Raw genomic sequence first — 24,939 nt, forward strand, 5'->3', positions numbered from 1 at the left:
TATACACGCCTCCCTATTTAAACAGCTGCATGAGCTGCGATTTCGGATAATATCGTTTGAAGCTTTTGATCTTCTACTTCAGTTAATCCTAATCTCGGATAACGAGAAGGTCCTCCAACTTGCCCGTGTAATTCCATTGACCGTTTAACAATTTGTACATATTTCCCTGATCCTTCAAGAAATTCACAAAGAGGTAAAATCGCATCGTTTATCTCCCATGCTTTTTCTAATTCACCATTTTGAAAATGCTCATACATTTTCGTAACGAGTCCTGGTACGATATTTCCTGCAACTGAAACCCATCCCGAGGCACCAACTAGATAAGACTCCATAACTAAATCTTCAGATCCGCAGAAAACTTGAAAAGCACCTTCGCCTTGTCTTACTAAATCTCTTGCTTTACGAATATCTCCACTAGACTCTTTAATATGTGTAACATTTTCACACTCTTTTCCAATTCGAAGCATTAACTCTGTACTCATATCAACACCAGAAGTAAATGGATTATTGTATAACATAATTGGTATATTTACAGCGTTTGAGATTTCTTTAAAATGAAAATAAATTTCCTCTTCCTTCGGTTTACAATAGTAAGAGTTTATAATTAATGCGCAATCCGCTCCGTGTGCTTCTGCATGTTTCGTATATTCAATCGTTTCTTTCGTCGTTTCTGCTGCAGTTCCAACAATGACTGGAATACGGCCATCGACTTCTTTTAATACTGTTTCTACCATGTTAAATCGTTCTTCTTTTGATAAACTAACAAACTCCCCTGTACTTCCATTAATAATAATTCCAGCTATCTTTTGCTCAATAAAGTAGTTTACGTTTTGTTTTACACCTTTCCAATCAATCTCTTGAAATTCATCCATTGGTGTTATTAATACTGGAAATGCCCCTTTAATTTTTTGCATATTTATCTCTCCCTTTAACATTTTATTTTAATAAAAAACCTGTTGGAAATGGATCAGTAGGGTCTAATAGAAACGTCTGCATCCCTGTAATAAAACCTCTACTCTCAAAACGGAAAATATATCCTAGTTCTTCTTTCTTCACTTTTTCTACTGTTATAAAGCTATTAAATATGCTTTCATTTTTAAAAGGTTTATCCGTTATATACTCATTATTAAATAACGCATGTACATAGGACACAATAGTAGAAACAAAGCCCGGAGAACGGACAATAAAGTTATCTTCATGAAATGTAATCGACTTTATATGTTTCTCTTCTGTTTGCGAAGAATCTACTAAAATAAGTCTTTTTATAAGCGACTGTTTTTGTATCGCTTGAAGTGTAGCTTCCCCCCATTTCTTTAATTCAGAAATATTTTTAATACCAATTTCTGGTGAATACGTATCCTTTTCTACAACTGCATATACTTTATCAGCCTGTATAAGAGAGTAACGTATATTACCAATCTTCAAATCTTTCTCAACCATATAACATAGTTTACTTTCAAACGACACCGATATCACTTCATCATCCACTACATAGGCATGGACTGAAAATATTCCAGATAGTGTTTCAATTTTGTATTGATTAGACTCTCTCTTTTTTAAATATCCACTTTCTAGTAACATCGTTATTACTGCGACAATACCTCCATAATGAAGAGGAATGGTTCCTTCATGATTAAAAAATAACACAGCTGCATCCACTTCCTTATGAATAGAAGGAACGACAATACATCCATTTAACCCAATAAAACCACGTGGTTCATTTAATAAAAGCTGCATTTCTTCTGCTAATTCGCCTGAAAATTGTTCATTTAAATGTTTTAAACTGTAGTAGTATTTGCATGGTACGTCCTTTATTACACGAAACGCTTCGCCAGCTACGTGCACATCTACTGCTGTATACATTTTTTGAATGTTCATTTTACATCCTCCGTTTCATGTTCCATCGGCGGAATTAGCAAAAAGCCTTCTTTCAGTGGATCCTTTTCATTGTAGAAAAATCTATGCATCCCCATAAGCCAAGCTGAGCCGGTAATCTTTGTTACTACCGCTTCAATATTTTCTACATATGTTGTATTCATGACACACCCTTTAAATAGTGAACCTACAATACTCTCATGAACAAATTCTTCATCGATGTCGATTTTTTTATGAGCGTATAATACAGCTAACTTCGCTGATGTTCCTGTACCACATGGAGATCGATCAATTCCTCCTGGCGGAACAACAACTGTATTTTTCACATGCGCACTTTTATGAGTAGGATCTGTATAAAATTCAACATGTGTTAATCCTTTTATAAACGAATACTCTGGATGAATAATTTCAAACCTCTCATTTATTGTGTTTCGAATATGAATCGCCTTATCAATAATTATGGATGCATTTTCTGGTACTAACTCTAAACCTACTGACTTCGCATCGATAATGGCATAAAAATTCCCTCCATACGCAATATCAGCCTCTACAGTTCCAATTCCTTCGACTTGTACAGTAATATTTTTCAGTAAAAAAGCTGGTATGTTACAGAATGAAACTTCTTTCGCCTTTCCATTTTGAACAGTAATATCCACTTCAACTAAGCCGGCTGGTGTATCAAGCTTTAAAGAAGTAATCGGTTCAACTATTGGAATTAAACCTGATTCAATTAAAGCTGTACACACACCAATTGTATCGTGACCACACATCGGTAAATATCCACCTGTCTCTATGTATATAACGCCTATATCAGCTTCAGTATGACACGGATCCGTTAACAATGCTCCAGACATTACATCATGACCACGCGGCTCATTCATTAACAATTTGCGAATCCAGTCATATTCCTTTTTCATATGTAACATCTTCTCTGCCATCGTCTCTCCAATTAACTTAGGAAGTCCGCTAATTAATGTCCTCGTTGGATTCCCGCCCGTATGTGTATCAATCGTCGTAAAGACTCTTTGTGACCTCATCCGTTTAACACCCTTTCTGTAAAACGACTCAAACGAAGTGGTTCAATTGGAATAATTGTTTCTTTTTCATTTAATAACTCTTCAATCACTTTCCCAGTAACTGCCGCAAGACTAATTCCATCACCTTCATGTCCAGCTGCAATATAATAATTTGGAATATGATCCACTCGTGAAATAATTGGCAAATGATCTTCTGTCCACGGACGTAAGCCGGCATATGAACGAATCACCATCATATCTGCCATTTTCGGATAAAAACGAATTGCTCTGTTCGCAATGCATTTTATAACCTCGTTGTTAATTCTCGTTTGAAATCCTACAAACTCTCGACTACTACCAATTAAAAAATTTTGGCTTTCTGTCGGTTCAAATACAAGAGCTACCCCATATTTTTCAGTTAAAGCATCCACTTTTCGTTTTCCGCCAAATTTAGAAATTAAATAACCAAATTCCATTACTTTACGGCAACCTACGTGTTGTTGCCTTGAGGCTACAATAATATGCCCTTTTCTCGGTTCGATTGGAATATTTACATCTAACATCTGCCCGATTTTTGGAGCCCACACACCTGCTGCGTTCACAACTTGCTTCGCAGTAAACATCCCACTTGTCGTTTCTACAATAAAGGAGCCGTCTATATCTCTTTTCATTTCTTTTACTTCTGTATGATTAATCGCTTTCGCACCCATTTTTTCCGACTCTGCTAGAAGTGAAAATGCAAGGAGATATGGATTTACAGTAGAATCAGTTGCGCATTCTAAACCACCCAATAAATCATCCGCAAAAAATGGTGATTCCTCTCTTATATCTTGCCTATCAAGCATTCGAAACGGTAACCCAGCATCTTTTTGACGATTCACCCATTGCTGCGCTGCCTCCATCTCTTCGTCTGATTCACAGACTAGAATACTTCCTGGCGCCCTATATTCAAATGAGTGCTCCAACTCCTCACTTAAATCTGTTACTAATTTTTGACTTACTAATGACATTTGACTATCAAACCCTGGGTCTTTATCAATCGCCAAAATGTTTCCGTCACACCGTGAAGACGTCCCACTGACAAACTCACCTTTTTCAATGATTGTTACGTCTCTTCCGTATTTTGAAGTGTAATATGCAATAGAACATCCTATAATTCCACCACCTATTATTAAAACGTCACAGTGCCTCACAAAACACCCCTCCTTTCACTTACATCTCTCATTTTCTTTTATGCAATTGACGTGCCAACTCTACATATATACACTTTTTATAAATAATATTTTATTTGTAAAAATATTTTAAATTTATCGTAAATAGGTGTATTATTTTTTTATCACTGTCTAAATTTTTATACATATCAGGAGGACGCTATGACATTTTCATTTCCAACAATCAAAGAGTTTATGAAAATTTTGTCTATCGATTATACAAGTGGCATGAAACACATTAACAAAGTAGATGGGACATTTTATTACCTCCCTTCTACTACAGAAGAATATAGTTGCGGCTATATATATGAGGACGACTCGTTCACTACTTTAATTGATGCACTTTCACATGCATTAGCCGTTGTCATCATTAACAAAAACGAAGAGCCAATATGTTGTATAACGGCTCAGCAAATGATTCCGTTTCTTTATAAGTCTTACACTGAGCTACAATCTTTTTATAACACTGTAATTCAAACGACTGATTCTTCTGTTACAGTCATTGATGAAAAAGAATGTGTCCGTACGTGGACAGATGGTGCTGAAAAAATCTTTTCGGTTAATCATAATGAAATTATTGGACAACCAATTACTCGTTTTTTTGATTATAAAGACTTGGAAATCTTGCAATCATTGCATGACGGAAAAAGTATAATCGCTCAATTCCATCAGCCTCGTCCTGATTTGTTCGTATTAATAAATTCAAACCCAGTTTACTGTAACGATGAAATTATAGGAGCAGTCGTTTCAGAAACAGATGTGACAAATCAAGTTGTATTGAATGAAAAACTATTTAATATGTCACATGAAATGCACCGATTAGAGCAAGAAGTAGCAAAATATAAAGATACATCCGATCCTTTCCTCGCGATGAATGGAAAAAGCCCTGTTATACAAAGGACTATTCAATTAGCTAGAAAGGTCTGTTCAGTGAAATCAACCGTATTAATACTCGGCGAAAGCGGTGTCGGAAAAGAAGTATTTGCGAAAGCAATACATGAAGCAAGTGAGGCAACAAAGGCGCCTTTCATTTCAATTAACTGCGGCGCAATTCCAGAAGCGTTATTTGAAAGTGAATTATTCGGATATGAACGTGGGGCGTTTTCTGGAGCGAATAGTAAAGGAAAAAAAGGTAAAATAGAGCTCGCTCAAGGTGGTACTTTGTTCCTTGATGAAATAGGTGAAATGCCTCTCGATATGCAAGTGAAACTTTTACGTGTATTGCAAGAAAGAAAGTATTACCGAGTTGGTGGAGAGAAAGAAATAAATATTGATTTCCGTATTATCGCTGCTACAAATCGTGATTTACAAGAAGAAATGCGAAAAGGAACTTTCCGAGAAGATTTATACTATCGTTTAAATGTAGTTAGCTTACAGATTCCACCGCTGCGAGAAAGACGAGAAGATATTATTGAATTAACATACTCTTTCTTAAACGATTTTTCAATTAACTATAACAGACCTATTCGTGACTTACCTTCAAGCATTATGCATGAACTACTTCATTACGATTGGCCTGGTAATATTCGTGAACTTCGAAATGTAGTTGAGAGACTCGTCGTATTTGCGACAGACGGTATTATAAAACAAGAATATTTACCATTTCATACAAATGATACTATAGACAATCATACGTCTCATTCCCTATTACTCAGCAATAATCATACGATTCTTTCTTTACAAGAAGAGATGGATGAGCATGAGAAAAAAGTCATTGAAAGAGCTTTACACATTTTAAAGGGGAATAAATTAGAATGTGCGAAACAACTTGGGGTAACGCGAGCCACTTTATATAATCGTTTAAAAAAACTTGGGTTACAATAAAGTGAAGCATTAATCAGTGGTGGTTTTGTTCATCCCCACTTGATTATCAGCCCTCACCAATCAGGCTTTTACGGACAGCCCGACCCCCACCTAACTTCTTTACTTTCGCTGGATTTTGCGGTGGGGTCTTACTGCCCGTTAATGCGGGATAATTCTTAACTCCTCTATATTGGCATAGTTTTTGCATTATAATTTGTGCAAACCGAACTAGAGGAGGAATACATATGACGAATAAAGAGAACTTAATTGTTTGTCGTTGTGAAGAGGTTACATACGGACAACTTCAATCGACAATTGCTGAATATAAATGCTCGGCAAGAGAATTAAAACTAAGAACACGTGCCGGTATGGGATTTTGCGGTGGCCGCACATGTAGAATGATGTTAGATCGAATGATTGAAAGTGCAAATCCTGACGTAACTCCTAATGAAATACCGTTAAAATATCAACCACCAATACGTGCTGTTACCTTTGGAGCGGTAGGTGATAATAAATGAGTAGAATTACACATCACCCTATTTTAGGTAGTTTACATAATAGTCAGCGCATCACTTTTCAATTTAACGGGCAACAATATGAAGCATATGAGCATGAAACAATTGCTGCTGCCCTGCTAGCAAATGGAATACGAACGCTACGCGTACATGAAGATAGCGGGAACCCGCGAGGTATTTATTGTAATATCGGTCATTGTTCAGAATGCCGTGTGACAGTAAATAATCAAACGAATGTACGCGCATGCTTAACAGTTGTAGAAAACGATATGATTGTTGAAAGCGGAAAACAGCATCCAAATATCGTGAGAGAGATGGTGAAAAAGCGATGATCGATGTAATTATTATTGGTGCAGGGCCGGCAGGATTATCAGCTTCCATCTCTTGTGCACGTTTTGGACTTAACTTACTTGTTATTGATGAATTTATGAAACCTGGCGGGAGATTGTTAGGACAGTTACATCAAGAGCCTACTGGAGAATGGTGGAACGGAATTAAAGAAGCAAAACGTCTTTACGAAGAAGCCGAATCACTGTCAGTCGATATTCGGTGCGGTGTTTCCGTCTATAATTTAGATAAAGATGATAGTTCTTGGTTCGTACATACAAATATCGGTACGTTAGAAGCTCCGTTCGTATTAATTGCTACTGGCGCTGCGGAGTATTCTATCCCCCTTCCTGGCTGGACACTTCCAGGAGTTATGTCAATTGGAGCGGCTCAAGTTATGACAAATGTTCATCGCGTGCAAGTCGGAAAAAAAGGAATCATTATTGGTGCTAACATTTTATCATTCGCCATTTTAAATGAATTGCAATTAGCTGGAATTAAAGTGGATCATATCGTACTTCCTGAAAAAAGTGAGTTAAGCCAAAAAGCTGGTGAACCAGAAGAAGTTTTGAACTCCCTTTTAAATGCAGCTCATCTCGCTCCTTCTGCTTTTTTGCGTATAGGTAGCCGTTTTATGAAATATGATTGGATTCGAAAAGCCAGCTTAAACTTCTATCCAAATAACGGAATGAAAATAAACGGGACACCACTTCATCTTCGGAAAGCTGCACTTGAAATTATTGGAACAGATCAAGTTGAAGGTGTTCGTGTTGCTACTATTGATTCTAAAGGAAACATTATGAATGGATCAGAGAAGATATATGAGGCAGATTTCGTTTGTATCGCTGGAGGTTTATATCCGCTTGCTGAGCTTGCTGCTGTAGCTGGATGCCCTTTCCATTACATCCCAGAATTAGGTGGACACGTCCCTCTTCATTCCGAAACAATGGAAACCTCTCTTCCAGGTTTATTTGTAGCCGGAAATATTACTGGGATTGAAAGTGGGAAAATCGCGATGGCGCAAGGGAGTGTCGCTGGATATTCAATCGTAAAACAAGCTAATATAAAATCAAATTCAGTTGAACAACACTTACAACAAGCAATCCAACATGTTCACACCGTACGCCATCATGCTGCGATTCAGTTTAATCCAATGATTGATGCTGGTAGACGAAAGATGAATGAAATTTGGCGTGATTATTCCACCACATATGCACATACTAAAAAGAGCTGCTGAGATTACTCTCAACAGCTCTTTTCACTACTCATCCGAGTTATTAAATTTCGCTAATGCATAAATGCCTTCTTCATCATCTAATTCAAGTTGTAATCTTGCTGCGAATGAATTGACATTGTATTCTCTGTCAAGTAATAAGCGTAGTGCCTCGATTAAGTTCGCTTGAATTAAAATTTGTTGACGACCATTTACCTCTACTTCAGCAGAGAAACCATACTCATCATCATACATTAGTTCAACTAATACTTCTTCTGGACCCACTTGTCTTTTTTCAGCGATATATACGCAAAGCGCATTTATAAGCTCTTGCTCAGAAATTTTTATTGTTTCCATGCTACTTCATCTGCCTTTTTCTTACGTTGATCTTTGAAGTATTTAAATGCACGAACTGCTAACATTACGATACCAGCCATTACTAACATATTTACCATAAACGCTAATACAGAACCAAGAGCTCCCATATTTGCAAATAAGCTACCCATTAGTAAACCACCAAGACCACCTAGTAATAAACCTTTCATAAAGCTTCCTTTATTACTTTTTGGCGCTGTGTTTGCTGCTTTTGTTTTTGAATCTGGATTCGTTTTTTGAGAATTCACGTTTGAGTCTTTTTTGTTTAAATCAACTTTTGACTTTTGACCTGAACTTGGTGTAAATGATTTTTTACCAGATTTGTAACTCTTCGCTGCTGCGTGATCTACAAACATGAAGCTACTAGCTCCAAAGATAACCATGAATGCTGTCATTACTGCTACAAGTTTTTTCAACATATTATATCCATTCTCCTTTTATATAGATATATGTGAAATCTATCTTTCTTGTAAATTTAGAATGATAGATTTGTTTTTAAGAACATTTTAAAGGTTCTTATGAACTTATTATATGAACTTTTGTCGAAATATGCAAGTATTATTTACTTCTTACAGTTTCATGACAAAGGAAAAATTAAGCAAAAACAGAATTGACTTTAAATGAAACAAAACATATTATAAGTTCATAAGAACTTTTTATTATTTTGGAGGTGAAAAGATGGAAACATTTCATCTCACACGAAACGAAATGGCAACCCTCCTTCTATCACTTAGAGGATGGAATACGAAAAAACCTCTCGGTATTTTACAAGAAGCTTGGGCAAAGTCGCATAAAAAAGATATTGAAAGCGGACAAAGCGTAACTGCTTTTATTACTACCGCACTTTCACCTATTTTCGAAAAACTAATTAAGATTGACGATACGGACGTTGGTTTTTCTTTAAATGAAATTGTTGCACTTGGTAATCAGATTGAAAACACAAGTTTCTCTGTAACTGCGATGCAAAACTGGGTGAAACGAGATATAAAAGAAATGATTGGCTCTCCTCAAAAAGGGAAAAAATATTCAATTGAACAAGCAGCCTTACTATTTATTGTCGAAGATTTAAAAACAGCACTTGATTTTGAATCCATTCGTAAGCTATTACGCCTTATTGTAAATGACCCAGCCGATCGAAGTGATGATTTAATCAATCCTGTTCATTTATATGTAGCATACTCTTCTCTATTTGAAGAACTCAATCAAGGGAATTGCTTACAATTAAATGCAACAGATACCGTTCATACAATTGAAAATATCGTAAAAGAAAAAGCTGATAAAATCGCAAGCAAGTTCGATCAAATTAATAACGAACAACGCGAAGCAATTCGTAACGCTATTATTATTGCGACCCTTTCTGTACATACCGCATATGTACAAATGTTAGCGAAACGTTACGTAACAGCAACGTTATTTTTACAAAACCTAGATGTAAAACCATAAAAAAACAAGCATCCCCCTGTCCTACGTATATGACAGGGGGATGCTTGTTTTCAATCAATATAAACTACACAAATCATTTTACATTTAAGTTTCGTTCTACAATAGCTCTTGATTATGTAAAAATCATTACTAACCTAACATTCAACAATGTTCATTTCTTTCTATTAAATTCCTATCAGATTTTCTCGATAAACTTAAGTACTTCATTTTTATAATTATATTTTTCATTAATTTCTTGTAATAATTCAATATCATGCGTATGAGTTCTTCCTGTCTCTAACAGCTCTCGATATAAATCAATATAAGGAAGATGTTTATTAGTGGCATTTTTATATTCCTTTTCTACATCGTAAAAAACCTTTTTAAACCTCACATCGGTAATCCCTGCCTCATCAATTTCAAGAATTGCATACTGAGCACGTAAGTCAGAGTTTAGCTTATTCCACTTGTAAAAAGGTTGTCCAACTGTTCCTGGGTTAATAATTAATTGATCATTGCTACTATAGCGCAACAATTGATGGTGGGTATGAGCGTAAATCGCAATATCGTAATCACGATCAAATAACCGATCAAACTGTTCTTGATTATTAGTGGGCCATAAATCCCCTCCGTAATTTTTATTTTGTAGATTATGACTAATACTGATTGATAAATCATTAACCTGTTTTGTTATATGTAATGGTAAATTTTTAATATGATTAATATAGTTTTTATCCAAGTTTTCACATTGATACTGAACTAATCTAGAAACATAAATATCAGTTGCGTTATCAATATCAATGTTTTTATTAAGAACGTCAAGAAAGCTATCTTCCCAGTTTCCTTGTACATAAGTATCAACGTTAATACTATCTAACATTTCAAATAAATCATTCGATCCAGGACCAGGCATAATTAAATCGCCTAAAAACCAATAATCAGTCACACCTTCTTTCAAAGAATCTTCGATAACTGCTTTTAAAGCAGTTGCATTTCCATGTACATCTGCCAGTACAGCAATTTTATGTTTCATGTATTTCATCCCCCTAAATTAACATTATATTCCGAATTAAATGCATGTATTTTTCTATATTGTTTCTTCTTTCTTAACTCTGTGCATATCATACACTTTCACTTGATTCTCTATATACGATTTTTCTTTTTTAAATCCAGCTTTCTCATAACAACGAATGGCCCTCTTATTATCTTCCCTAACTTGTAATACAACAGCTTCTATATCAGGATCTAAAAATGATTTACTAATAAAATACTTTGTAATCTCCGTTCCAAGCCCTTTTGAATATAAATTCGAAACACCAATGAGGATAGAGTATTCCATCACGTACGCATCTTCACATTTCTTCTTTTTTAATCCGACTCTCCCTATTACTTCATCTTCTACTACTATTACATGATAGCTCGCATAAGACCGCGACAATTTTTCAGTCCAATACTGCCGAAGCTCTTCAATTGTATATCGCTTAAATGATTTCACATCTGCTATATTATGTAATTCTTTATTGTTATACCATTCTAATATAATTGATAAATCATCTATTTGTAATAAACGTTCATGCCAATCCATATTTTCACCTCATCTACATTTCAAATTACTACACCTAATTTAAAAAAATACGCATATTCTTTTTTAGGCAATTTTACTATCTCTTGAATAAAATTCGATTTTTCTAAAATGTCATCTAGCTGCCCCTCACTATACACATAAATACCACCTACGTATGAACTGTAAGCTTTTTTCTCAGTTATTACCACTGCGGTGCTATTTTCCTTTTTATAATCGCCCTCTTTTCCTTTTTCAAATGACAAACTTTTAGTTGCTGAGAAATAAAGATGGATTAATGCTGCTATTTCTATGTCATCTGATTTTGCAAAGCACTTTATTTCATTTATAATCATTTCATCTTGTAATGGAAGAAAGTCCTCTATCTTCTTTCTTTTATAAAAGAAATTTTGTAGCTCAGGAGTATGGAACGAAAGATTTTTCTCCTTTATCTTTTGAAATATGGATTGCAACAATAAATCTTTCCCTACTACAAACGGATGGCCAAAGCCATTATTGTAAAGCCCTTCTTTCATTTTCATTAATTGTTCAATGAAGGGGATTCCCGATTCTTCAATAACAAGTTTACCGTCAATTAAACGCATGTTAGCAATCAATTCTTCTATCTGTAAACCTTCTAATTCAAGCGATGAGTAATATAAATCTCTATTCCAAAAATCTAATTGATCCATTCCTAATGAATTAAATAATAGTTCATCTATAATTGGAAAAACTCCATCTTCTGTTAAAGCTTTCGTTACATCATCTAATAATCCAGGAGTTTGGTTTAAAATCGCGTGTATTTTTTCATCCTCCTGAATGATTCGTATCGTCCACTCACCATGATCTTCACCTGATATTTGCTGAAAACAATGTGAATACGGACCATGTCCAACATCATGTAGAAGAGCTACAGTAGATACTAGCTTTCGTTCATATTTCGATAAATGTATATCACCAATCTCAGTAAGGTGTTCGATCACTTTATTTACTAGTACATATACACCTATCGAATGTTCTTCCCTCGTATGTATTGCGTTCTCATGTAAAAAATAAGTATGTCCTTGTTGTTTAATATATGCCAACCTTTGAAATGCTTTTGTATCTATCAATTGAAGGATATCTCTATCATGAATAGAGATTAGACCATAAATTGGATCTGCAACACGCATACATTCTCCTCCTATTTTGTAAATTAAAGCCTATATAATTATACTTAATCTTCAGTCTTTTTTCATTAATATATGAGAAATTTTTAATGAACTTTTCATTATTTCTTCATGAAAACGCAATTTATATCCTTTACTATAATACTTATACGAGACATAAAAGAATTGAAATAGCAATCCCCTATATAAATAAGGTATAATCTACACATAGTGAACCTTTTATGTAATTAAGTAAAAGGGCGTATATTCAAAAATCCATACATTAGAAGGTGCAACAATGTTAAGTAGTTTTATTCACTCAGTATTAACGTTTTTTGAAGGATTAGGTTATTGGGGCATTATGCTTGGACTAATGATCGAGATTATTCCAAGTGAAATTGTTCTCGCTTATGCAGGATACTTAGTATTCAATGGTAGCATCTCATTTATTGGTGCAGTTGTATTTGGTACCATTGGCGGCGTTATTGCTCAAATCTTTATTTATTGGATTGGACGATACGGTGGACGCCCTATATTAGAACGTTATGGAAAATATATTTTCATTCATAAAAAACAAATCGATGCTGCCGAAGATTGGTTTAATCGTTACGGAACTGGCGTAATTTTCACAGCTCGCTTCATTCCGGTAGTGCGTCATGCGATTTCAATCCCTGCTGGTATTACAAAAATGCCATTACTACGTTTCACTACATTAACGGCACTTGCAATCATCCCTTGGTCTATTATTTTTATTTATTTAGGTGAAAAACTAGGTGAAAACTGGGAGAATATTAATGATATTGCTGGACCGTATGTGAAATCGTTCGCTATCGGTGGCGTCGTACTTATTCTTTTATATTTCGTAATAAAAAAGTGGACAAAAAAACGTAAAAAACTTGCTTAAGATAATAAGAAAGCCGCTAAAAATTCATTCAGAATTATAGCGGTTTTTATTATAGGCTTGATTATGTATTAAAAATTGTATTATTTCCTCTTTATGCTTCAAGTCTGCCATTTATAACCCACTCCTAATAACACCTTCTAGAAATTGTATGAAAAGCCCCCATATTTACATGGATAAGCAACAATTTAGGCATTCCTTTCGTATATTATCCCAAAAAGGAGTGATTTCCCCAATGCACTGGCAACAAAAAATACCATACTTAATTGGACGCCCTATCGGCATTTCCTTCATGAATGGGCAAGGAACTGCTGGGGTATTATGTTCAGCACATGATGGCCAATTATATGTGTATGAATACCTTTACCAATCTCAGTTCGCGATGAAACATTATGATTTCAGACAAATTCAAGATATACACGCATTTCCGAATTGCCCACATCAAAATCCTCTTTATTAAAAAACAGGAACAGCTCATAGCCGTTCCTGTTTCTAAGTTGTTATTTCTCAGAGTAAAACTTCTGCACAGCTTCATCAAAATAGATCCAGCCTTTCCAGCCTAGATGAATCGTATCTTTTAAGAAATACTTATCATATTCATGGCTAGAGAAATCGACTACTGGATACCCTGCTTTCTCAACTTGCTCTCTAACCTTTGTATAATACACTTCACGGCGTTCTTTCGGGAAACCAGCGTAATCATACCAAGGTCCATTTACAGGTACAGAGATAAAGAGTGGCTTAACATTTTTTTCTTTGAAAAGATCTAAAACAATTTGTAAGTCATCATATTCTGGTGATTCATCATACGATTCATTTGCTCTAAAATTTTTTAGGCCTTTTAATTTTTTCTTTAAATTATGTTTATAGTAATACGGGTTTTCAATTCCAAATGTATTTGTAGTAGACTCCGCTTGCCCTTCTTGTTCCGCATGTTTACGTGCATTCTCCCAAGAAATTGAACGTAGTCCCATATTTGTTTTCTCTTTCATCGGTTCAATCTTAAATAAAGAATTAAATAAATCTCTATGATCTAAAATGTTTCGGTACATATAAGCAAGTGGTTTGGCTAGACCTGCTTTTATGTTATGTTTCGTATCATTATAAACAATACCTTCTAATGAATTTTTTAATATATCATCTTTTTGAACAACTTTATAATCTAATAGTCGTTTCGCGATCTGCTTCTTCATTTCAGGTTTAATGTCATCATTAAAAATAAAATGATATGCTTGTTGTTTGGAGAAATTATTAGTAAAATCTCCTTGTGATACACCCGTTTTTGTAAACCATTGTGGCGAAAGAACAAAAACGACTTTTTTACCTTCCAAATCATCCATTGTAGACGTCATATTTAAAATATGAGCTAAACTTTGCGTACCGCCAGTTCCAATTAAAAATGGTGTAAAACCTGCTGGATTTACTTTGAAATAGTTAGATGGATGGTATGCATCCATTCGTAAAAATTCAGATGAACCGTACATCGGTAAATACTGCGAATTCTCTAACATTTTCTGTTGTAAGAAAACACTTTGTAGTTTTTCTTTTTGTAAGGACGTTGCCGCATCTTCTATCTTTTTATCACTAATTAGCGATACTAAACTTTTAGACGGAATAAGCAATACAATGAAAAAAAGTACACAGGCTAAAATAATTGGTCCGAAAGCATGCTTCATCTTCATTAAATATTCCTCATTCCATTACTATTAAATTGTAACCCTTGTTTTTGACACGTCATCTTTTCTCTCCTTTTTCTCTATACATGTTACATTCTATTTATCTATTATATACATGTATGTATTTCCTTCCTTGTTCTATTAAGTCCTATACAAATAGCGCAAGCAAATGTTTCCATAGAAACACGTTAATTATACAAGATTCTACATAAATTTCACACTGGAATTTTAGTAATAATTTTATTTTTAAACGTCGAAAAAACAAATGAAATGTCTATAATTCATCCGATTATGTATTACATAAAAAAAACAGACCACCACATACGTGAAGTCTGTTTCTCCATCACTTTATTTTTGTACATCTGCCCATTTTAAGCTTGTAGCTGGACCGAATTGATGCACATATAAGTCTTTCACATATGGTTTTTGTAAGTAAGATAGACCGCGCTGGAATACCGGTGCAATTACTGCATCATCCAGAAGCATTTTTTCAGTATCTTGCAGTGCTTTCCAACGTGCTTTTTCATCGTTACCTAATTCAGTTTTAATCTTCTTAATTAACGCATCATATTCTGGATTTGCATACCCTGTATTATTTACAGTACTTCCTGAAAGGAATACTTCTAAATAAGTCATTGGATCTGGATAATCAGGTAACCAGCGTGATAACGACATTTCATATTCTTTTTTCTTCTCTAACGCTAGTTTTTGCGTATGTGGTTGTAATTTCACATTTACTTTAAGCCCAGGTAAGTTTTTCTCAAGCTGTTCTTTAATATATTCGCCTACTTTTTTAAAGTTTTCTAAGTCATAGTTTAATAACTCAAGCGTTACTTCATTCGTTCCTGTTTCTTGCTTTGCCTTTTCCCAATATTCTTTTGCCAGTTTTACGTCTGTCTTATTAAATTCGCCTGCTGTACTTCTAAAGTCTTTCTTGTCTGGACCTTTTAAAAAACCTTTTGGTACATAGTAGTTTGCAGCAACAGAACCATCATTTAAAAATGAAGTCGCAAGGCCCTTCTTATCAAACACTGTACTTAGTGCCAGACGCGCATTTTTATTTTTAAGAATCGGTACATTTTCATTGAAACGGAAGAAATACATGACTGGATCTGTATATTGTTTCAGTTCCTTATTCGTTTTATATTTATCTACAAATTCTGTAGAAATGACCGCTCTATCAACCTTATTTGTTTCATATAAATTTACCGCAGTCGAAATTTCTTTAACAATTTGATAGTTTACTTCATCTAGCTTCACTTCTTGTTTATCCCAATACTTATCATTTTTCTTCATTGTAAAGCTAGCTTCATGTTTCCATTCTGATAATGTAAACGGTCCATTATATACCGTTTTATTTGCTTCTAATCCGTATTTATCACCTTGCTCTTTCGCATATTTTTCATTAATCGGATAGAAAGATGGCAAAATGAGTAGTTTCGTAAAATACGGTACAGGATGTTCCAGCTCTACGACAAATGTTTTATCATCCTTTGCTTTTACTCCTAATTCATCTAATCCTAGTTGTTTCTTATTTATTTTCTCCGCATTTTTCACATCATACGCAATATATGCATATTGAGAAGCTGTATCTGGATTAATAAGCTGCTTCCAAGCATATACGTAATCGTGAGCCGTTACTGGATCTCCGTTAGACCATTTCGCATCACGTAAATGAAATGTATAAGTCTTTCCATCCTTACTAACCTCATATTTTTGCGCTCCGGCTTCAATTACTTCATCATTTTTCGATAATCGGAATAGCCCTTCCATTACGTTATTCAAAACGTTAAATGATACCGCATCTGTTACTTTCCCTGAATGTAATGATGGAATTTCACCCGTTTCTAGTAGCTGCAATACTTTTTTCTCATCTTTCGACTTTGTAGCTGTTTTTTCTTTTGCGCAACCAACTAAAAATGAAGCAACTAATAGAGTACTAACTAACGAGTAGCGAACTACCTTTTTCATTTCCAAACCCCCTCTATTTTTTACGGTAAGTAACGGCGAGCACCCGCGTATTCTTCTATATATCCTGGTGTATTTAACGGGATTATTTCAACTGATCTTTCAGCTCTTGGTGAGTGAATCATATTACCATCACCAATATACATCCCAACGTGATGGACACTACCTTTCCCTTGATCATGCGCAAAGAAGATTAAGTCTCCTTTTTGTAAGTTTTCTTTATTAACGGCAACCTCCGCTCTTGATTGCGGTCCAGAATCGCGCGGTATTGTAATACCGTGCGATTTATAAATCGTGTGTGTGAATCCAGAGCAATCAAATCCAAACCCACTTGTACCAGCCCATATATATGGTAAACCTAAAAACATTTTCCCTGTGTTGATTAAATCATCGGCTGTCGGTGTTGGAATATCATCTTGAGAACGGTAAACCGCTCCATCATTTTTTCGTAGCCATGCTTTCTGTCCATTTGGCAACAATACGCGGTATGAAATGGTATCTTCACTTAGTAGCGGCAGTCGCGTATTATAGCTAACTTCAAGTGCTTTTTGTTTTTCAGAAGGATTTATATATAAAATTGCGGTCGGTTTCGTTACTAATACGAACGGTTCGTTTGTTTTATCTGCAAACTCTTGATTATACGTTAATTGTTTTTCCGGCATCCATCCCGGATAACCTTCTTCATTTCGCGGTGTCGGCTGTCCGTGTACTAACACTTTTACCCAGTCACCTTTCTTATCAACAACCGTTACTTCTTGACCGAGTAGTGCTTGCGTTTCTAATTTATTTGCATTTGTTAACCATAGTTTTTCATCAAGCGTCATTGATTTCGTCCACTTCCATAAATCAACTGGATTTGTTGCACTCGGTGCATCAATTGGCCGTAACGAATCAGGTGCAGTCCATAACGTTGCGGCAGATACATCTATAAACGCTTTGCTATCTTTCTTCTCTTCAGCATTTGCCGATGTAAACGATGAAAATATAAATAGAGTTGTCAATAATGCAGTTCCTACTTTTTTCATATATATCCTCCTTAAAAGGTAAGTTACTAGTCATTTCTTCTAAGATTACATATTCACTTTAGAATGAAGGTTTACCTTTGAGCCGGAGTAAGTCATTCCTTCCGGTTCTTCCATTAACCATAGCGGTGCATCAAGATCGAAATAATAAATATTTGGATGTGCAGCAGCTAAGTGTGCTACAGCACTAACGGAAAGTGAAGATTCCATCATGCTGCCAACCATACATTTCACACCTGCCGCTTCTGCAATATCTGCAATACGCCACGCTTCACGTATACCACCGCATTTCATTAATTTAATATTGATTAAGTCCGCATAGCTTCCTTGCACGAGTTTTAATGCGTCACTTGCTGAAAATATACTTTCATCAGCCATAATAGGCGTTTGTACATTTTCTTTTACGTACTTTAATCCATCCAAATCTTTCGCGTGAACTGGTTGTTCAATGAATTCTATATTTAAATTACGATTTTCCATCTCTTTAACAATAGAAACCGCTTCTTTTGGATTCCATCCTTGGTTTGCATCTAATCGTAACGTTGTATTTTTTGGTACGCTATTTCGAATCGCCTCAATACGCTCTAAATCTAAATGCACAGATTTACCAACTTTAATTTTTAAAGTTTGAAATCCTTTTTCTACATGTTGCTTTGCCTCTTTTGCCATAATAATAGGATCATCTACACTTACTGTAATATCTGTATAGATTTCTTTCTTACCGCCTAATAATGCGTAAAGTGGAACGTTTTGATATTGGCAATACACATCATATAAAGCGATATCAACCGCTGCTTTCGCACTTGTATTTCCTATACAACTCATTTGGATATGCTGTAATAACTGCTGAAATTGAATTATATCTTGACCAATTAAACATGAACGCAGCGGCCCTAATATAGCTTCCTCAATCCCACTAGCGAAATCTCCCGTAATAACCGGTGTTGCGGCCGCAGCTCCTTTTCCAACAATTCCTTCATCTGTATGAATAAACACATCAATACTTTCAATTTCAGTTACGGTACGAAGTGCGGTTTTAAATGGAGTATGAAGCTTTACACAACGACGCTTCACCTTTATATCCGTAATTTTCATTTCGCTCATCCTTTCGTTGTCCAATAAAAAAATCCAGCCGCAAGAACTTCCTTACGGCTGGATTTTGTCTATGATTTAGTAGACAAAGCAGCAATCTGATTATATTTTTTTTGCGCATCTTTTAGCGCTACTAATAATGCCTTTTGAGATGAACCGAAATAACGATCTTTTATTTCTGTTACTAGCGCTGGATCATTAATATTTTTATGTAGAAATAAATATTTAACGAATTGAGATGTTAATGCAATTGTCGCTGAGCAATCTGCATCTACAATTTCCCCTGTCTCCTTCACAAGTACAAAAGCTACAAAATAGCTTTTAAACTTTTCCGTAATGGGATTATTTTGAGGCGCTTTCGCATCCCCTACGACATAAATTGTATTTGAAGCATACACAGCTATCTTCCTTTCTTATACAAGGATAACGGGTTTCTTAATAGTCGTACAAGCGATAAACTCAACGTTCATTAAAAAATGTATCCGCTTATGAATATTATATAAAATTATCAGAATTTTAACAACATTTATCTTTACACATATTCCATAATTATGGATAATTGTGAATTCCATTGATGTAATGGCTTCAACTGTACATCTTACATTATGTTAGAACTCCTTGTACCATGCAAAAATTTAGCTTTTCTGTTTTCGTACTTCATTTACAAATAAAAAACAGTTAGCCAACGCTAACTGTTTCATTACTTTGGTAATACGAAAATCGTTTCATTTGACTTAGAAAATTGGTACTCTTTTCTCGCAAACTTCAAAATTTCCTCTTCATTATCCGTTAAATTCTCAATGTTAGTCTTTAGAAACGATTGATCCTTCTTTAATGTAACTAATTGTTTCTTTTGATTTGTAATCGTATCTTTTTTATTCATTATTATCTCTTGCTGTTTCGTTAAAATATATTGAACATATAAAGTAGTCACTGCAATAAAAAGAACCATTAAAATAAGTCGTCTTAACTTCTTTTTATTTATAGTACGATTGTCACTAGGTTGTGATAGTTGCTCTGGTATATTAGGAACATTTACTCTTTTGAGTTTCCTCATTTCAAGTCCTCCTAACCCATATTTTTCACTACCATAGGCACGTTTTCTTACTAAACTAAATTCTATTCTTATAAAATAAGTTCCTTCACAAAAATATCTCACAAATTAACCAATTAAAGATAGCATTCGACGACATTTCCATATTTACATCGAGATTTTTTATGTATGCTGCAATAAAATAGTAGTTTATGTTATTCTTTTTCTACTATTGTAGAAGAGTTTTTTTACTTAGCACTTTACTTTATCTCCTCAACATAAGGATTCGCATATAAATCAATATCAAAATCAGCTTTAATACTGTTAGCAAAATCAATTACTGGATTATCTAAATGAAAAGCTGGTGTATGACTATCATTTATTTTAATTACAATAGTGAATCTACATTCTAATCCAAATTCTCTTTTTAGTTCATTAATAATGGCTGACTTATCTTTTAGTTTTAGAATTAATTGCTCCATTACATCTCCTACATCTAATGATTCCTGATATCCTGTACTTAGTTGCCAAGATGTATAGTTTCTTGTTATGTTTTCAGTTTCGTTTGTTTTTCTAATTATGTCCCCTTTTTTATAACTTTTAGTTGGGCTTACTTGCAATCTTTCAGAAACAACCTCTACTGGAAATTCATCTCCAGACAGATTGAAATAAACCATTACTTGCGTTTCATCCATTAATCTCACACCTTTATTAAAAATAAATTATTATTTAATTCAATCGTTCCATTTTACTACAGACTACAAGTTGAATTTTATGCCAACCTATAACTACTTTTAATATTAATATGAATCATTCTACAATTACATCTTTTTATCAATATATGATGTTTTTATTTTTATAAAGTAATACTTTAATCAATGTGGGTTATGTTCATCCCCACTGATTATCAGCCCTCACCAATCGGTCCAGCCCCACTCCCACCTAACTTCTTTGCCCCAGCCGAGTTTTGAGGTGGGAGTTTTACTTCCCGGCAAATAGCGGGATAAACTCTATTACTAACGGCGCATTACTTCTCCATTTAAATTGTTTACATAATACTATTATTTTTATAATTTATTATCCCAATAAAAAAACAATCCATTTGTTAGATGGATTGTTTTTACGTTTCATTTTTATAATTCTTTAAATAATTTAATCGTTTTTACCTTAACTGAATTGGATTTATAATAATGAAATAAAAATATATATTAAAAAACCGAGCACGTTACGCATATCAAAAAATAGCTGCCTAATAAACATTTATCATTTGAAAGGTTAAAATGTATTTTAACCTTTCATTTGAAAAAATACGTATAAACCCTCTAAAATGAGCAGACTTATCATACTAATCTATAACAATTTTGTCTTCTCCCCTTACCTGTTTCCTTTAACACATATGATTTTAAAACAAGGGCAGTTAATGAATCCGTTAATGTTTTATATGATAAATTAGACAATGCCAATAGATCGTTTGTATATAACATTCTATGCTTCTCTAATAATAATAGTACTAATCGTTCTGACGGTTTTAATGTCTCATCACTTTCTAGTATAAAGTCTATATTTTTCATTTCTCTAATTATTGCTCCTTATATAAAAAAATACTTTAAATGATTATTTAATATAAAAATAATACATAACAAAATTTGAAGTATACTAAAATAACATCATTTTAAAACACTATTATACTATAACATAGAAAAAGCATTTCCCAAAATAGGAAATGCTTTTCTTAATTCACTTTCTTATATTGCTTATATGATTGTTACAAACCTATATTATATTTCGTGTTTTTATCCGTCCAGTCTTCTCCTAAATTACCTGGCCATCCTGATGTATTAGCGACATATTTTAATAACTCCCAATCTTTTAATCCTTTTTTCACACCGCGCTCATATGATTTGACCATATTAGTGATTGCTATTTTTGCATTGATTTGTGAATCCATTAAACTTTCTTCAGATAAAGAGGCTGGTGCTAATCCGCCCCGATGCAATTGGAATAATCCAAATGATGTGCCATTATCCCCTATTGCTTTTCGATTCAATTTTGTTTCATGGTCTGCGATAGATAGTGGAATCCAATCTGGAATATCATACCTCTTAGCAACTTCACCAATTATTTTCTTATTATTTTGAATCTCTTTATACTTCTCATATTTTGAATAAAGAGCATTCGTTACTGTTACTAACGTAAGTAATATGAATATATATTGTAACGCTTTTTTCATCATTTCATCTCCTGCTTTGTGTATGTTTCACTTCCTACTCACACTATAAAGCCTTTATGTGACATTCATTTGACGAAATGATATGAATGATGCATAAGTTAATAATAAATTAAGTTTTTCTAAAATCACTTAAACAAATAAAAACGGTTAGCCACCCATGTTCTAAACATGAGTGGCTAACCGTTTTCGAGTGTCTTTTTAATAAACACGTTCTACCTTATATATTTCTTGCAATATGTGGTTTACTGTAATGACTCGTTCCGCCGCCACCTACTACTACTTTACCGCCTTTTCCAAAGATTAATAATTTACTTGAACCATCTGCAAGAAGTACTATTACTTCCGCATGATCACTTGTAGCTACATAGATTACATAACCGCTTTTTGAAATACACGTTTCCCAATTCTCATCAAATTCTGATCTAACTACCCGATTAGAATACACTTGATTTTCAATTCTTCCTTGTTCTTCGTTTTCCAAATTTATTCTCCCCTCTTCCTTGAATAGTTGTATATATTAAAATAGCAGTCCTGTTTAAAATAGTGACCGATTTTAACATAAATAGTATATGTAGGTAGTAGGAGAATGCTTGGACAATGAAAACGTATCAGCATTTAAAAATTTTACAATCGAAACTTCTCTTTAATCATTTCCGCTACTTCTTTTGCACTCAAGTAAGTATTATTAATTTTTATATACTCTTCTTTTTCAATTTCACCATGAAAAGAGTTTAATCTATGCTTTTTCATCGTTTCTTTTAAATTATTTTCAGACCATTCAATATCTCTTTTTTTCGGTTTATGTTCTAATCTATGCGGACTTTTATTCCGTTCTAATCTTTCATCTAATTCCGCTTCCAGCTCTACAAAATATACCGTCCCACCTTTTGATTCAAAAATACTTACTACATGATGTATATAATCCCAATCGGATTGGAGGTCAAATGCCCATACATAAGTAAAAATCATTCAGATAAATCACTTTTAGATACTTCTTCAAATATTTCATTACGAAATAAACTTACTAGTCTTTTTGCTTCTTTCGTACTGTAATCAAAAATTGGACTTACTAAATCAATTGTCATATGGTTATGAAAAAGTTTTAAACCGGTTAATGTTGCTAATTCTTGCCCCACTGTCATTTTCCCAACTGCTTGTGGGCCAAATATTAATATGAATTTCATTTATTTCCCTCCTATCTTTCTCTATAAACAATTACACAAAATAGAAAATAAGGCAGTCGATTTCGTATCGATTGCCTTATTTTTATTAATAGTTTCTGTACTATTTTTTTCGTACAGCTTCAAACGTAATCATTTGATCTGCATTTGACGGCTCTTTTTCATATACATAGTCAGCAGAGCAAGTAATGTTAGAAAAACCAATACTTTCTAAAAGGAGTTTAAACTCTTCTATACCATACCACCGCATTGCAAAACGTTGTAGTTCTGTTTGTACTAACTGTCCTTTACTCCACTTTTCATATTTTAAATATGATACAGCAATTTGGTTCAGCCAATCCATTTCAATTGATTTCTTTTCTAACGTAATTCCGTCTCCGTTTGGCAGAGAAAAAGTCGATGTGTGAATTTCACCTACCTTCCAGTCATACGGAAGTATAAGATCTACAATTAAGCGCCCACCTGTATTAAGATGTTCATACAAACATTTCAAAGCATTTATAGAATCCTCACGATTTTCAATTAAGCAAAAGGATCCAGTAGGAATGATAATCGCCTCATACTTATGTGGTAGTGAAAATTGTTGTAAGCTTCCTTCATATAAATTAGGATGTAAGCCTCTCTCTTTACACCGCTTACGGCAAGAATCTAGCATTTCAGGTGAATAATCTATCCCATCAATGTTAAAACCAGCTTCAAGAAATGGAATAATGACACGTCCTGATCCTACAGCTGCTTCAAGAATTCTTCCTTTACAATTTTTCAAACGTTCTTTGTAATACTCAATATCACCATGTAAAGAATAACCGACAGGCTTTGTGTAATCATAAAGTTCTGTGCAAAGTGTACTATAAAAACTAAACATTTATTTTCTCCTCCGTTTTATACGTACGGAAGATTTCAATTCAATTAATCTTCCTGTACCTTTAATTTTAATGAAAATTCGAAAGAGCTGACTGTCATACTATATCACTCGCTTTCCATAGAATATAATCACATTGTATAATATTTCCTTCAAAATGAATATATAGAAATCGAAAATTCAGACTTATTTCGAAAGGATGATATGATGAATTCATTAATTGGATTTCTTTTTCTTCTTATCACTTTTAATGCTCTAATTTTCTTTATTGCAAAGAAGTATAGGCGAATATGGAAAATTGCCAGTGGCATTTTCATCCTTTCTTCCCCCATCATTTTCTTCGCGACTATGCATGTAATTGGTGAAAAAGTTGGAGATGGTTTCGCTGGAGGTGTTGCTGGGCTTACCTTTAGTGGAATTTTAATCCTAAATGCAATTGTTTTATTTGTTGTAAGTATTTTTAATAGAAATTCATAATTGCCTCCTCGTATTGATAAACAATTACACC

At 34.1% G+C, this 24,939-nt stretch carries 28 protein-coding genes and 1 pseudogene; 8 read left to right on the forward strand and 21 right to left on the reverse strand.

The features are described from left to right. Positions 1–17: 17 nt before the first annotated feature. Genes dapA through DPQ31_RS13765 form a run of 4 tightly spaced genes read right to left on the reverse strand, consistent with a single transcriptional unit; the run spans position 18 to position 4,084 of the window. Positions 18–914 carry a 4-hydroxy-tetrahydrodipicolinate synthase gene (gene dapA / locus DPQ31_RS13750; RefSeq protein WP_098711346.1) on the reverse strand — a complete coding sequence of 299 codons (897 nt, stop codon included), beginning with the start codon at positions 912–914 and terminating at the stop codon, positions 18–20. Positions 915–936: 22 nt separating this feature from the next. Next, positions 937–1,878 carry a proline racemase family protein gene (locus DPQ31_RS13755; protein ID WP_208732045.1) on the reverse strand — a complete coding sequence of 314 codons (942 nt, stop codon included), beginning with the start codon at positions 1,876–1,878 and terminating at the stop codon, positions 937–939. Further along, entirely contained in the window at positions 1,875–2,912 is a 1,038-nt protein-coding gene (locus tag DPQ31_RS13760) for a proline racemase family protein (RefSeq protein ID WP_208732046.1), read from the reverse strand. The genes DPQ31_RS13755 and DPQ31_RS13760 overlap by 4 nt, the downstream gene beginning before the upstream one ends. Beyond that, a complete protein-coding gene (locus DPQ31_RS13765; RefSeq protein WP_208732047.1) occupies positions 2,909–4,084 on the reverse strand; it encodes an NAD(P)/FAD-dependent oxidoreductase in 1,176 nt (391 codons plus the stop codon). Before DPQ31_RS13765 ends, DPQ31_RS13760 begins: the two co-directional genes overlap by 4 nt. Positions 4,085–4,264: 180 nt before the next feature. On the opposite strand from DPQ31_RS13765, the gene DPQ31_RS13770 reads away from it, so the two are divergent. The 4 genes from DPQ31_RS13770 (at position 4,265) to DPQ31_RS13785 (ending at position 7,984) form a co-directional block, all read left to right on the forward strand. Further along, positions 4,265–5,926 (forward strand): sigma-54 interaction domain-containing protein, encoded by a 1,662-nt coding sequence (locus tag DPQ31_RS13770; RefSeq protein ID WP_087969901.1) that lies wholly within the window; start codon positions 4,265–4,267, stop codon positions 5,924–5,926. A 224-nt stretch (positions 5,927–6,150) separates the two neighbouring features. Next, the gene (locus DPQ31_RS13775; RefSeq protein WP_000182286.1) at positions 6,151–6,423 is read left to right on the forward strand and encodes a (2Fe-2S)-binding protein; all 273 of its coding nucleotides are present in this window, start codon (positions 6,151–6,153) and stop codon (positions 6,421–6,423) included. Continuing rightward, positions 6,420–6,752 carry a (2Fe-2S)-binding protein gene (locus tag DPQ31_RS13780; RefSeq protein ID WP_000087053.1) on the forward strand — a complete coding sequence of 111 codons (333 nt, stop codon included), beginning with the start codon at positions 6,420–6,422 and terminating at the stop codon, positions 6,750–6,752. Before DPQ31_RS13775 ends, DPQ31_RS13780 begins: the two co-directional genes overlap by 4 nt. Next, entirely contained in the window at positions 6,749–7,984 is a 1,236-nt protein-coding gene (locus DPQ31_RS13785) for an NAD(P)/FAD-dependent oxidoreductase (protein WP_208732048.1), read from the forward strand. The genes DPQ31_RS13780 and DPQ31_RS13785 overlap by 4 nt, the downstream gene beginning before the upstream one ends. Before the next feature lie 24 nt (positions 7,985–8,008). On the opposite strand, the gene DPQ31_RS13790 is transcribed toward DPQ31_RS13785, so the two are convergent. Then, positions 8,009–8,317 (reverse strand): YxcD family protein, encoded by a 309-nt coding sequence (locus DPQ31_RS13790; RefSeq protein ID WP_000447764.1) that lies wholly within the window; start codon positions 8,315–8,317, stop codon positions 8,009–8,011. Beyond that, positions 8,305–8,754, reverse strand: a complete 450-nt coding sequence (locus DPQ31_RS13795) for a hypothetical protein (RefSeq protein ID WP_000914475.1) — start codon at positions 8,752–8,754, stop codon at positions 8,305–8,307. The genes DPQ31_RS13790 and DPQ31_RS13795 overlap by 13 nt, the downstream gene beginning before the upstream one ends. A gap of 259 nt (positions 8,755–9,013) precedes the next feature. Here DPQ31_RS13795 and DPQ31_RS13800 point away from each other — a divergent pair, with 259 nt between their 5' ends. Next, positions 9,014–9,778: a DUF1836 domain-containing protein gene (locus DPQ31_RS13800; RefSeq protein ID WP_000447231.1), complete on the forward strand. Its 765-nt coding sequence runs from the start codon at positions 9,014–9,016 to the stop codon at positions 9,776–9,778. Between the two features lie 175 nt (positions 9,779–9,953). Here the strand turns inward: DPQ31_RS13800 and DPQ31_RS13805 are convergent, their stop codons facing one another. Genes DPQ31_RS13805 through DPQ31_RS13815 form a run of 3 tightly spaced genes read right to left on the reverse strand, consistent with a single transcriptional unit; the run spans position 9,954 to position 12,490 of the window. Further along, entirely contained in the window at positions 9,954–10,790 is an 837-nt protein-coding gene (locus DPQ31_RS13805; RefSeq protein WP_087969903.1) for a metallophosphoesterase family protein, read from the reverse strand. 54 nt (positions 10,791–10,844) lie between these two features. Next, positions 10,845–11,342: a GNAT family N-acetyltransferase gene (locus tag DPQ31_RS13810; RefSeq protein WP_208732049.1), complete on the reverse strand. Its 498-nt coding sequence runs from the start codon at positions 11,340–11,342 to the stop codon at positions 10,845–10,847. Positions 11,343–11,362: 20 nt separating this feature from the next. Next, the gene (locus DPQ31_RS13815) at positions 11,363–12,490 is read right to left on the reverse strand and encodes an HD domain-containing protein (protein ID WP_208732050.1); all 1,128 of its coding nucleotides are present in this window, start codon (positions 12,488–12,490) and stop codon (positions 11,363–11,365) included. Positions 12,491–12,764: 274 nt separating this feature from the next. On the opposite strand from DPQ31_RS13815, the gene DPQ31_RS13820 reads away from it, so the two are divergent. After that, complete coding sequence (locus tag DPQ31_RS13820) at positions 12,765–13,370, forward strand: undecaprenyl phosphate transporter UptA (RefSeq protein ID WP_000952907.1); 606 nt, start codon at positions 12,765–12,767, stop codon at positions 13,368–13,370. Positions 13,371–13,602: 232 nt separating this feature from the next. Beyond that, on the forward strand, positions 13,603–13,827 hold the full coding sequence (locus DPQ31_RS13825; protein ID WP_199632163.1) for a hypothetical protein: 225 nt from the start codon (positions 13,603–13,605) through the stop codon (positions 13,825–13,827). Positions 13,828–13,867: 40 nt separating this feature from the next. On the opposite strand, the gene dltD is transcribed toward DPQ31_RS13825, so the two are convergent. The 12 genes and pseudogenes from dltD to DPQ31_RS13885 all read right to left on the reverse strand — a co-directional run bounded on the left by dltD (position 13,868) and on the right by DPQ31_RS13885 (position 24,434). Continuing rightward, a complete protein-coding gene (dltD, locus tag DPQ31_RS13830) occupies positions 13,868–15,049 on the reverse strand; it encodes a D-alanyl-lipoteichoic acid biosynthesis protein DltD (RefSeq protein ID WP_000782332.1) in 1,182 nt (393 codons plus the stop codon). A 342-nt stretch (positions 15,050–15,391) separates the two neighbouring features. Next, entirely contained in the window at positions 15,392–17,014 is a 1,623-nt protein-coding gene (locus DPQ31_RS13835) for a peptide ABC transporter substrate-binding protein (RefSeq protein ID WP_087969907.1), read from the reverse strand. Positions 17,015–17,034: 20 nt separating this feature from the next. Next, a complete protein-coding gene (locus DPQ31_RS13840) occupies positions 17,035–18,036 on the reverse strand; it encodes a C40 family peptidase (protein ID WP_208732051.1) in 1,002 nt (333 codons plus the stop codon). Between the two features lie 45 nt (positions 18,037–18,081). Further along, on the reverse strand, positions 18,082–19,128 hold the full coding sequence (locus tag DPQ31_RS13845; protein WP_000704543.1) for a dipeptide epimerase: 1,047 nt from the start codon (positions 19,126–19,128) through the stop codon (positions 18,082–18,084). Positions 19,129–19,196: 68 nt separating this feature from the next. Next, positions 19,197–19,523 carry a DUF3870 domain-containing protein gene (locus DPQ31_RS13850; RefSeq protein ID WP_087969909.1) on the reverse strand — a complete coding sequence of 109 codons (327 nt, stop codon included), beginning with the start codon at positions 19,521–19,523 and terminating at the stop codon, positions 19,197–19,199. 302 nt (positions 19,524–19,825) lie between these two features. Then, positions 19,826–20,182 carry an FtsB family cell division protein gene (locus tag DPQ31_RS13855; RefSeq protein WP_087969910.1) on the reverse strand — a complete coding sequence of 119 codons (357 nt, stop codon included), beginning with the start codon at positions 20,180–20,182 and terminating at the stop codon, positions 19,826–19,828. A gap of 236 nt (positions 20,183–20,418) precedes the next feature. Further along, the gene (locus DPQ31_RS13860) at positions 20,419–20,853 is read right to left on the reverse strand and encodes a DUF4279 domain-containing protein (protein WP_000344619.1); all 435 of its coding nucleotides are present in this window, start codon (positions 20,851–20,853) and stop codon (positions 20,419–20,421) included. Between the two features lie 645 nt (positions 20,854–21,498). Further along, complete coding sequence (locus DPQ31_RS13865; RefSeq protein ID WP_000789036.1) at positions 21,499–21,729, reverse strand: hypothetical protein; 231 nt, start codon at positions 21,727–21,729, stop codon at positions 21,499–21,501. Positions 21,730–21,923: 194 nt separating this feature from the next. Beyond that, the gene (locus DPQ31_RS13870) at positions 21,924–22,391 is read right to left on the reverse strand and encodes a lysozyme family protein (RefSeq protein ID WP_098711352.1); all 468 of its coding nucleotides are present in this window, start codon (positions 22,389–22,391) and stop codon (positions 21,924–21,926) included. Positions 22,392–22,605: 214 nt separating this feature from the next. Then, positions 22,606–22,869, reverse strand: a complete 264-nt coding sequence (locus DPQ31_RS13875; protein WP_000426647.1) for a hypothetical protein — start codon at positions 22,867–22,869, stop codon at positions 22,606–22,608. A 143-nt stretch (positions 22,870–23,012) separates the two neighbouring features. After that, a pseudogene (locus tag DPQ31_RS13880) lies at positions 23,013–23,572 on the reverse strand (AAA family ATPase). A 100-nt stretch (positions 23,573–23,672) separates the two neighbouring features. Continuing rightward, the gene (locus tag DPQ31_RS13885; protein WP_098911889.1) at positions 23,673–24,434 is read right to left on the reverse strand and encodes a class I SAM-dependent methyltransferase; all 762 of its coding nucleotides are present in this window, start codon (positions 24,432–24,434) and stop codon (positions 23,673–23,675) included. A gap of 204 nt (positions 24,435–24,638) precedes the next feature. On the opposite strand from DPQ31_RS13885, the gene DPQ31_RS13890 reads away from it, so the two are divergent. Next, a complete protein-coding gene (locus DPQ31_RS13890) occupies positions 24,639–24,908 on the forward strand; it encodes a hypothetical protein (RefSeq protein ID WP_001086639.1) in 270 nt (89 codons plus the stop codon). Positions 24,909–24,939 lie beyond the last annotated feature (31 nt).

Source organism: Bacillus sp. COPE52 (assembly GCF_003355115.1).
Taxonomy (GTDB): Bacteria; Bacillota; Bacilli; order Bacillales; family Bacillaceae_G; genus Bacillus_A; species Bacillus_A toyonensis.

Excerpts from the sequence above, each read along its gene's own strand:
- DPQ31_RS13785 (WP_208732048.1), top strand. The coding sequence starts at position 6,749 with ATGATCGATGTAATTATTATTGGTGCAGGGCCGGCAGGATTATCAGCT.
- DPQ31_RS13845 (WP_000704543.1), bottom strand. The coding sequence starts at position 19,128 with ATGAAAATTACGGATATAAAGGTGAAGCGTCGTTGTGTAAAGCTTCAT.
- DPQ31_RS13805 (WP_087969903.1), bottom strand. The coding sequence starts at position 10,790 with ATGAAACATAAAATTGCTGTACTGGCAGATGTACATGGAAATGCAACT.
- DPQ31_RS13860 (WP_000344619.1), bottom strand. The coding sequence starts at position 20,853 with ATGGATGAAACGCAAGTAATGGTTTATTTCAATCTGTCTGGAGATGAA.
- DPQ31_RS13795 (WP_000914475.1), bottom strand. The coding sequence starts at position 8,754 with ATGTTGAAAAAACTTGTAGCAGTAATGACAGCATTCATGGTTATCTTT.
- DPQ31_RS13890 (WP_001086639.1), top strand. The coding sequence starts at position 24,639 with ATGAATTCATTAATTGGATTTCTTTTTCTTCTTATCACTTTTAATGCT.
- DPQ31_RS13800 (WP_000447231.1), top strand. The coding sequence starts at position 9,014 with ATGGAAACATTTCATCTCACACGAAACGAAATGGCAACCCTCCTTCTA.
- DPQ31_RS13855 (WP_087969910.1), bottom strand. The coding sequence starts at position 20,182 with ATGAGGAAACTCAAAAGAGTAAATGTTCCTAATATACCAGAGCAACTA.
- DPQ31_RS13885 (WP_098911889.1), bottom strand. The coding sequence starts at position 24,434 with ATGTTTAGTTTTTATAGTACACTTTGCACAGAACTTTATGATTACACA.
- DPQ31_RS13865 (WP_000789036.1), bottom strand. The coding sequence starts at position 21,729 with ATGAAAAATATAGACTTTATACTAGAAAGTGATGAGACATTAAAACCG.
- DPQ31_RS13780 (WP_000087053.1), top strand. The coding sequence starts at position 6,420 with ATGAGTAGAATTACACATCACCCTATTTTAGGTAGTTTACATAATAGT.
- DPQ31_RS13770 (WP_087969901.1), top strand. The coding sequence starts at position 4,265 with ATGACATTTTCATTTCCAACAATCAAAGAGTTTATGAAAATTTTGTCT.
- DPQ31_RS13775 (WP_000182286.1), top strand. The coding sequence starts at position 6,151 with ATGACGAATAAAGAGAACTTAATTGTTTGTCGTTGTGAAGAGGTTACA.
- DPQ31_RS13835 (WP_087969907.1), bottom strand. The coding sequence starts at position 17,014 with ATGAAAAAGGTAGTTCGCTACTCGTTAGTTAGTACTCTATTAGTTGCT.
- DPQ31_RS13825 (WP_199632163.1), top strand. The coding sequence starts at position 13,603 with ATGCACTGGCAACAAAAAATACCATACTTAATTGGACGCCCTATCGGC.
- DPQ31_RS13810 (WP_208732049.1), bottom strand. The coding sequence starts at position 11,342 with ATGGATTGGCATGAACGTTTATTACAAATAGATGATTTATCAATTATA.
- DPQ31_RS13840 (WP_208732051.1), bottom strand. The coding sequence starts at position 18,036 with ATGAAAAAAGTAGGAACTGCATTATTGACAACTCTATTTATATTTTCA.
- DPQ31_RS13790 (WP_000447764.1), bottom strand. The coding sequence starts at position 8,317 with ATGGAAACAATAAAAATTTCTGAGCAAGAGCTTATAAATGCGCTTTGC.
- DPQ31_RS13870 (WP_098711352.1), bottom strand. The coding sequence starts at position 22,391 with ATGATGAAAAAAGCGTTACAATATATATTCATATTACTTACGTTAGTA.
- DPQ31_RS13760 (WP_208732046.1), bottom strand. The coding sequence starts at position 2,912 with ATGAGGTCACAAAGAGTCTTTACGACGATTGATACACATACGGGCGGG.
- DPQ31_RS13755 (WP_208732045.1), bottom strand. The coding sequence starts at position 1,878 with ATGAACATTCAAAAAATGTATACAGCAGTAGATGTGCACGTAGCTGGC.
- dapA (WP_098711346.1), bottom strand. The coding sequence starts at position 914 with ATGCAAAAAATTAAAGGGGCATTTCCAGTATTAATAACACCAATGGAT.
- DPQ31_RS13815 (WP_208732050.1), bottom strand. The coding sequence starts at position 12,490 with ATGCGTGTTGCAGATCCAATTTATGGTCTAATCTCTATTCATGATAGA.
- DPQ31_RS13820 (WP_000952907.1), top strand. The coding sequence starts at position 12,765 with ATGTTAAGTAGTTTTATTCACTCAGTATTAACGTTTTTTGAAGGATTA.
- dltD (WP_000782332.1), bottom strand. The coding sequence starts at position 15,049 with ATGAAGATGAAGCATGCTTTCGGACCAATTATTTTAGCCTGTGTACTT.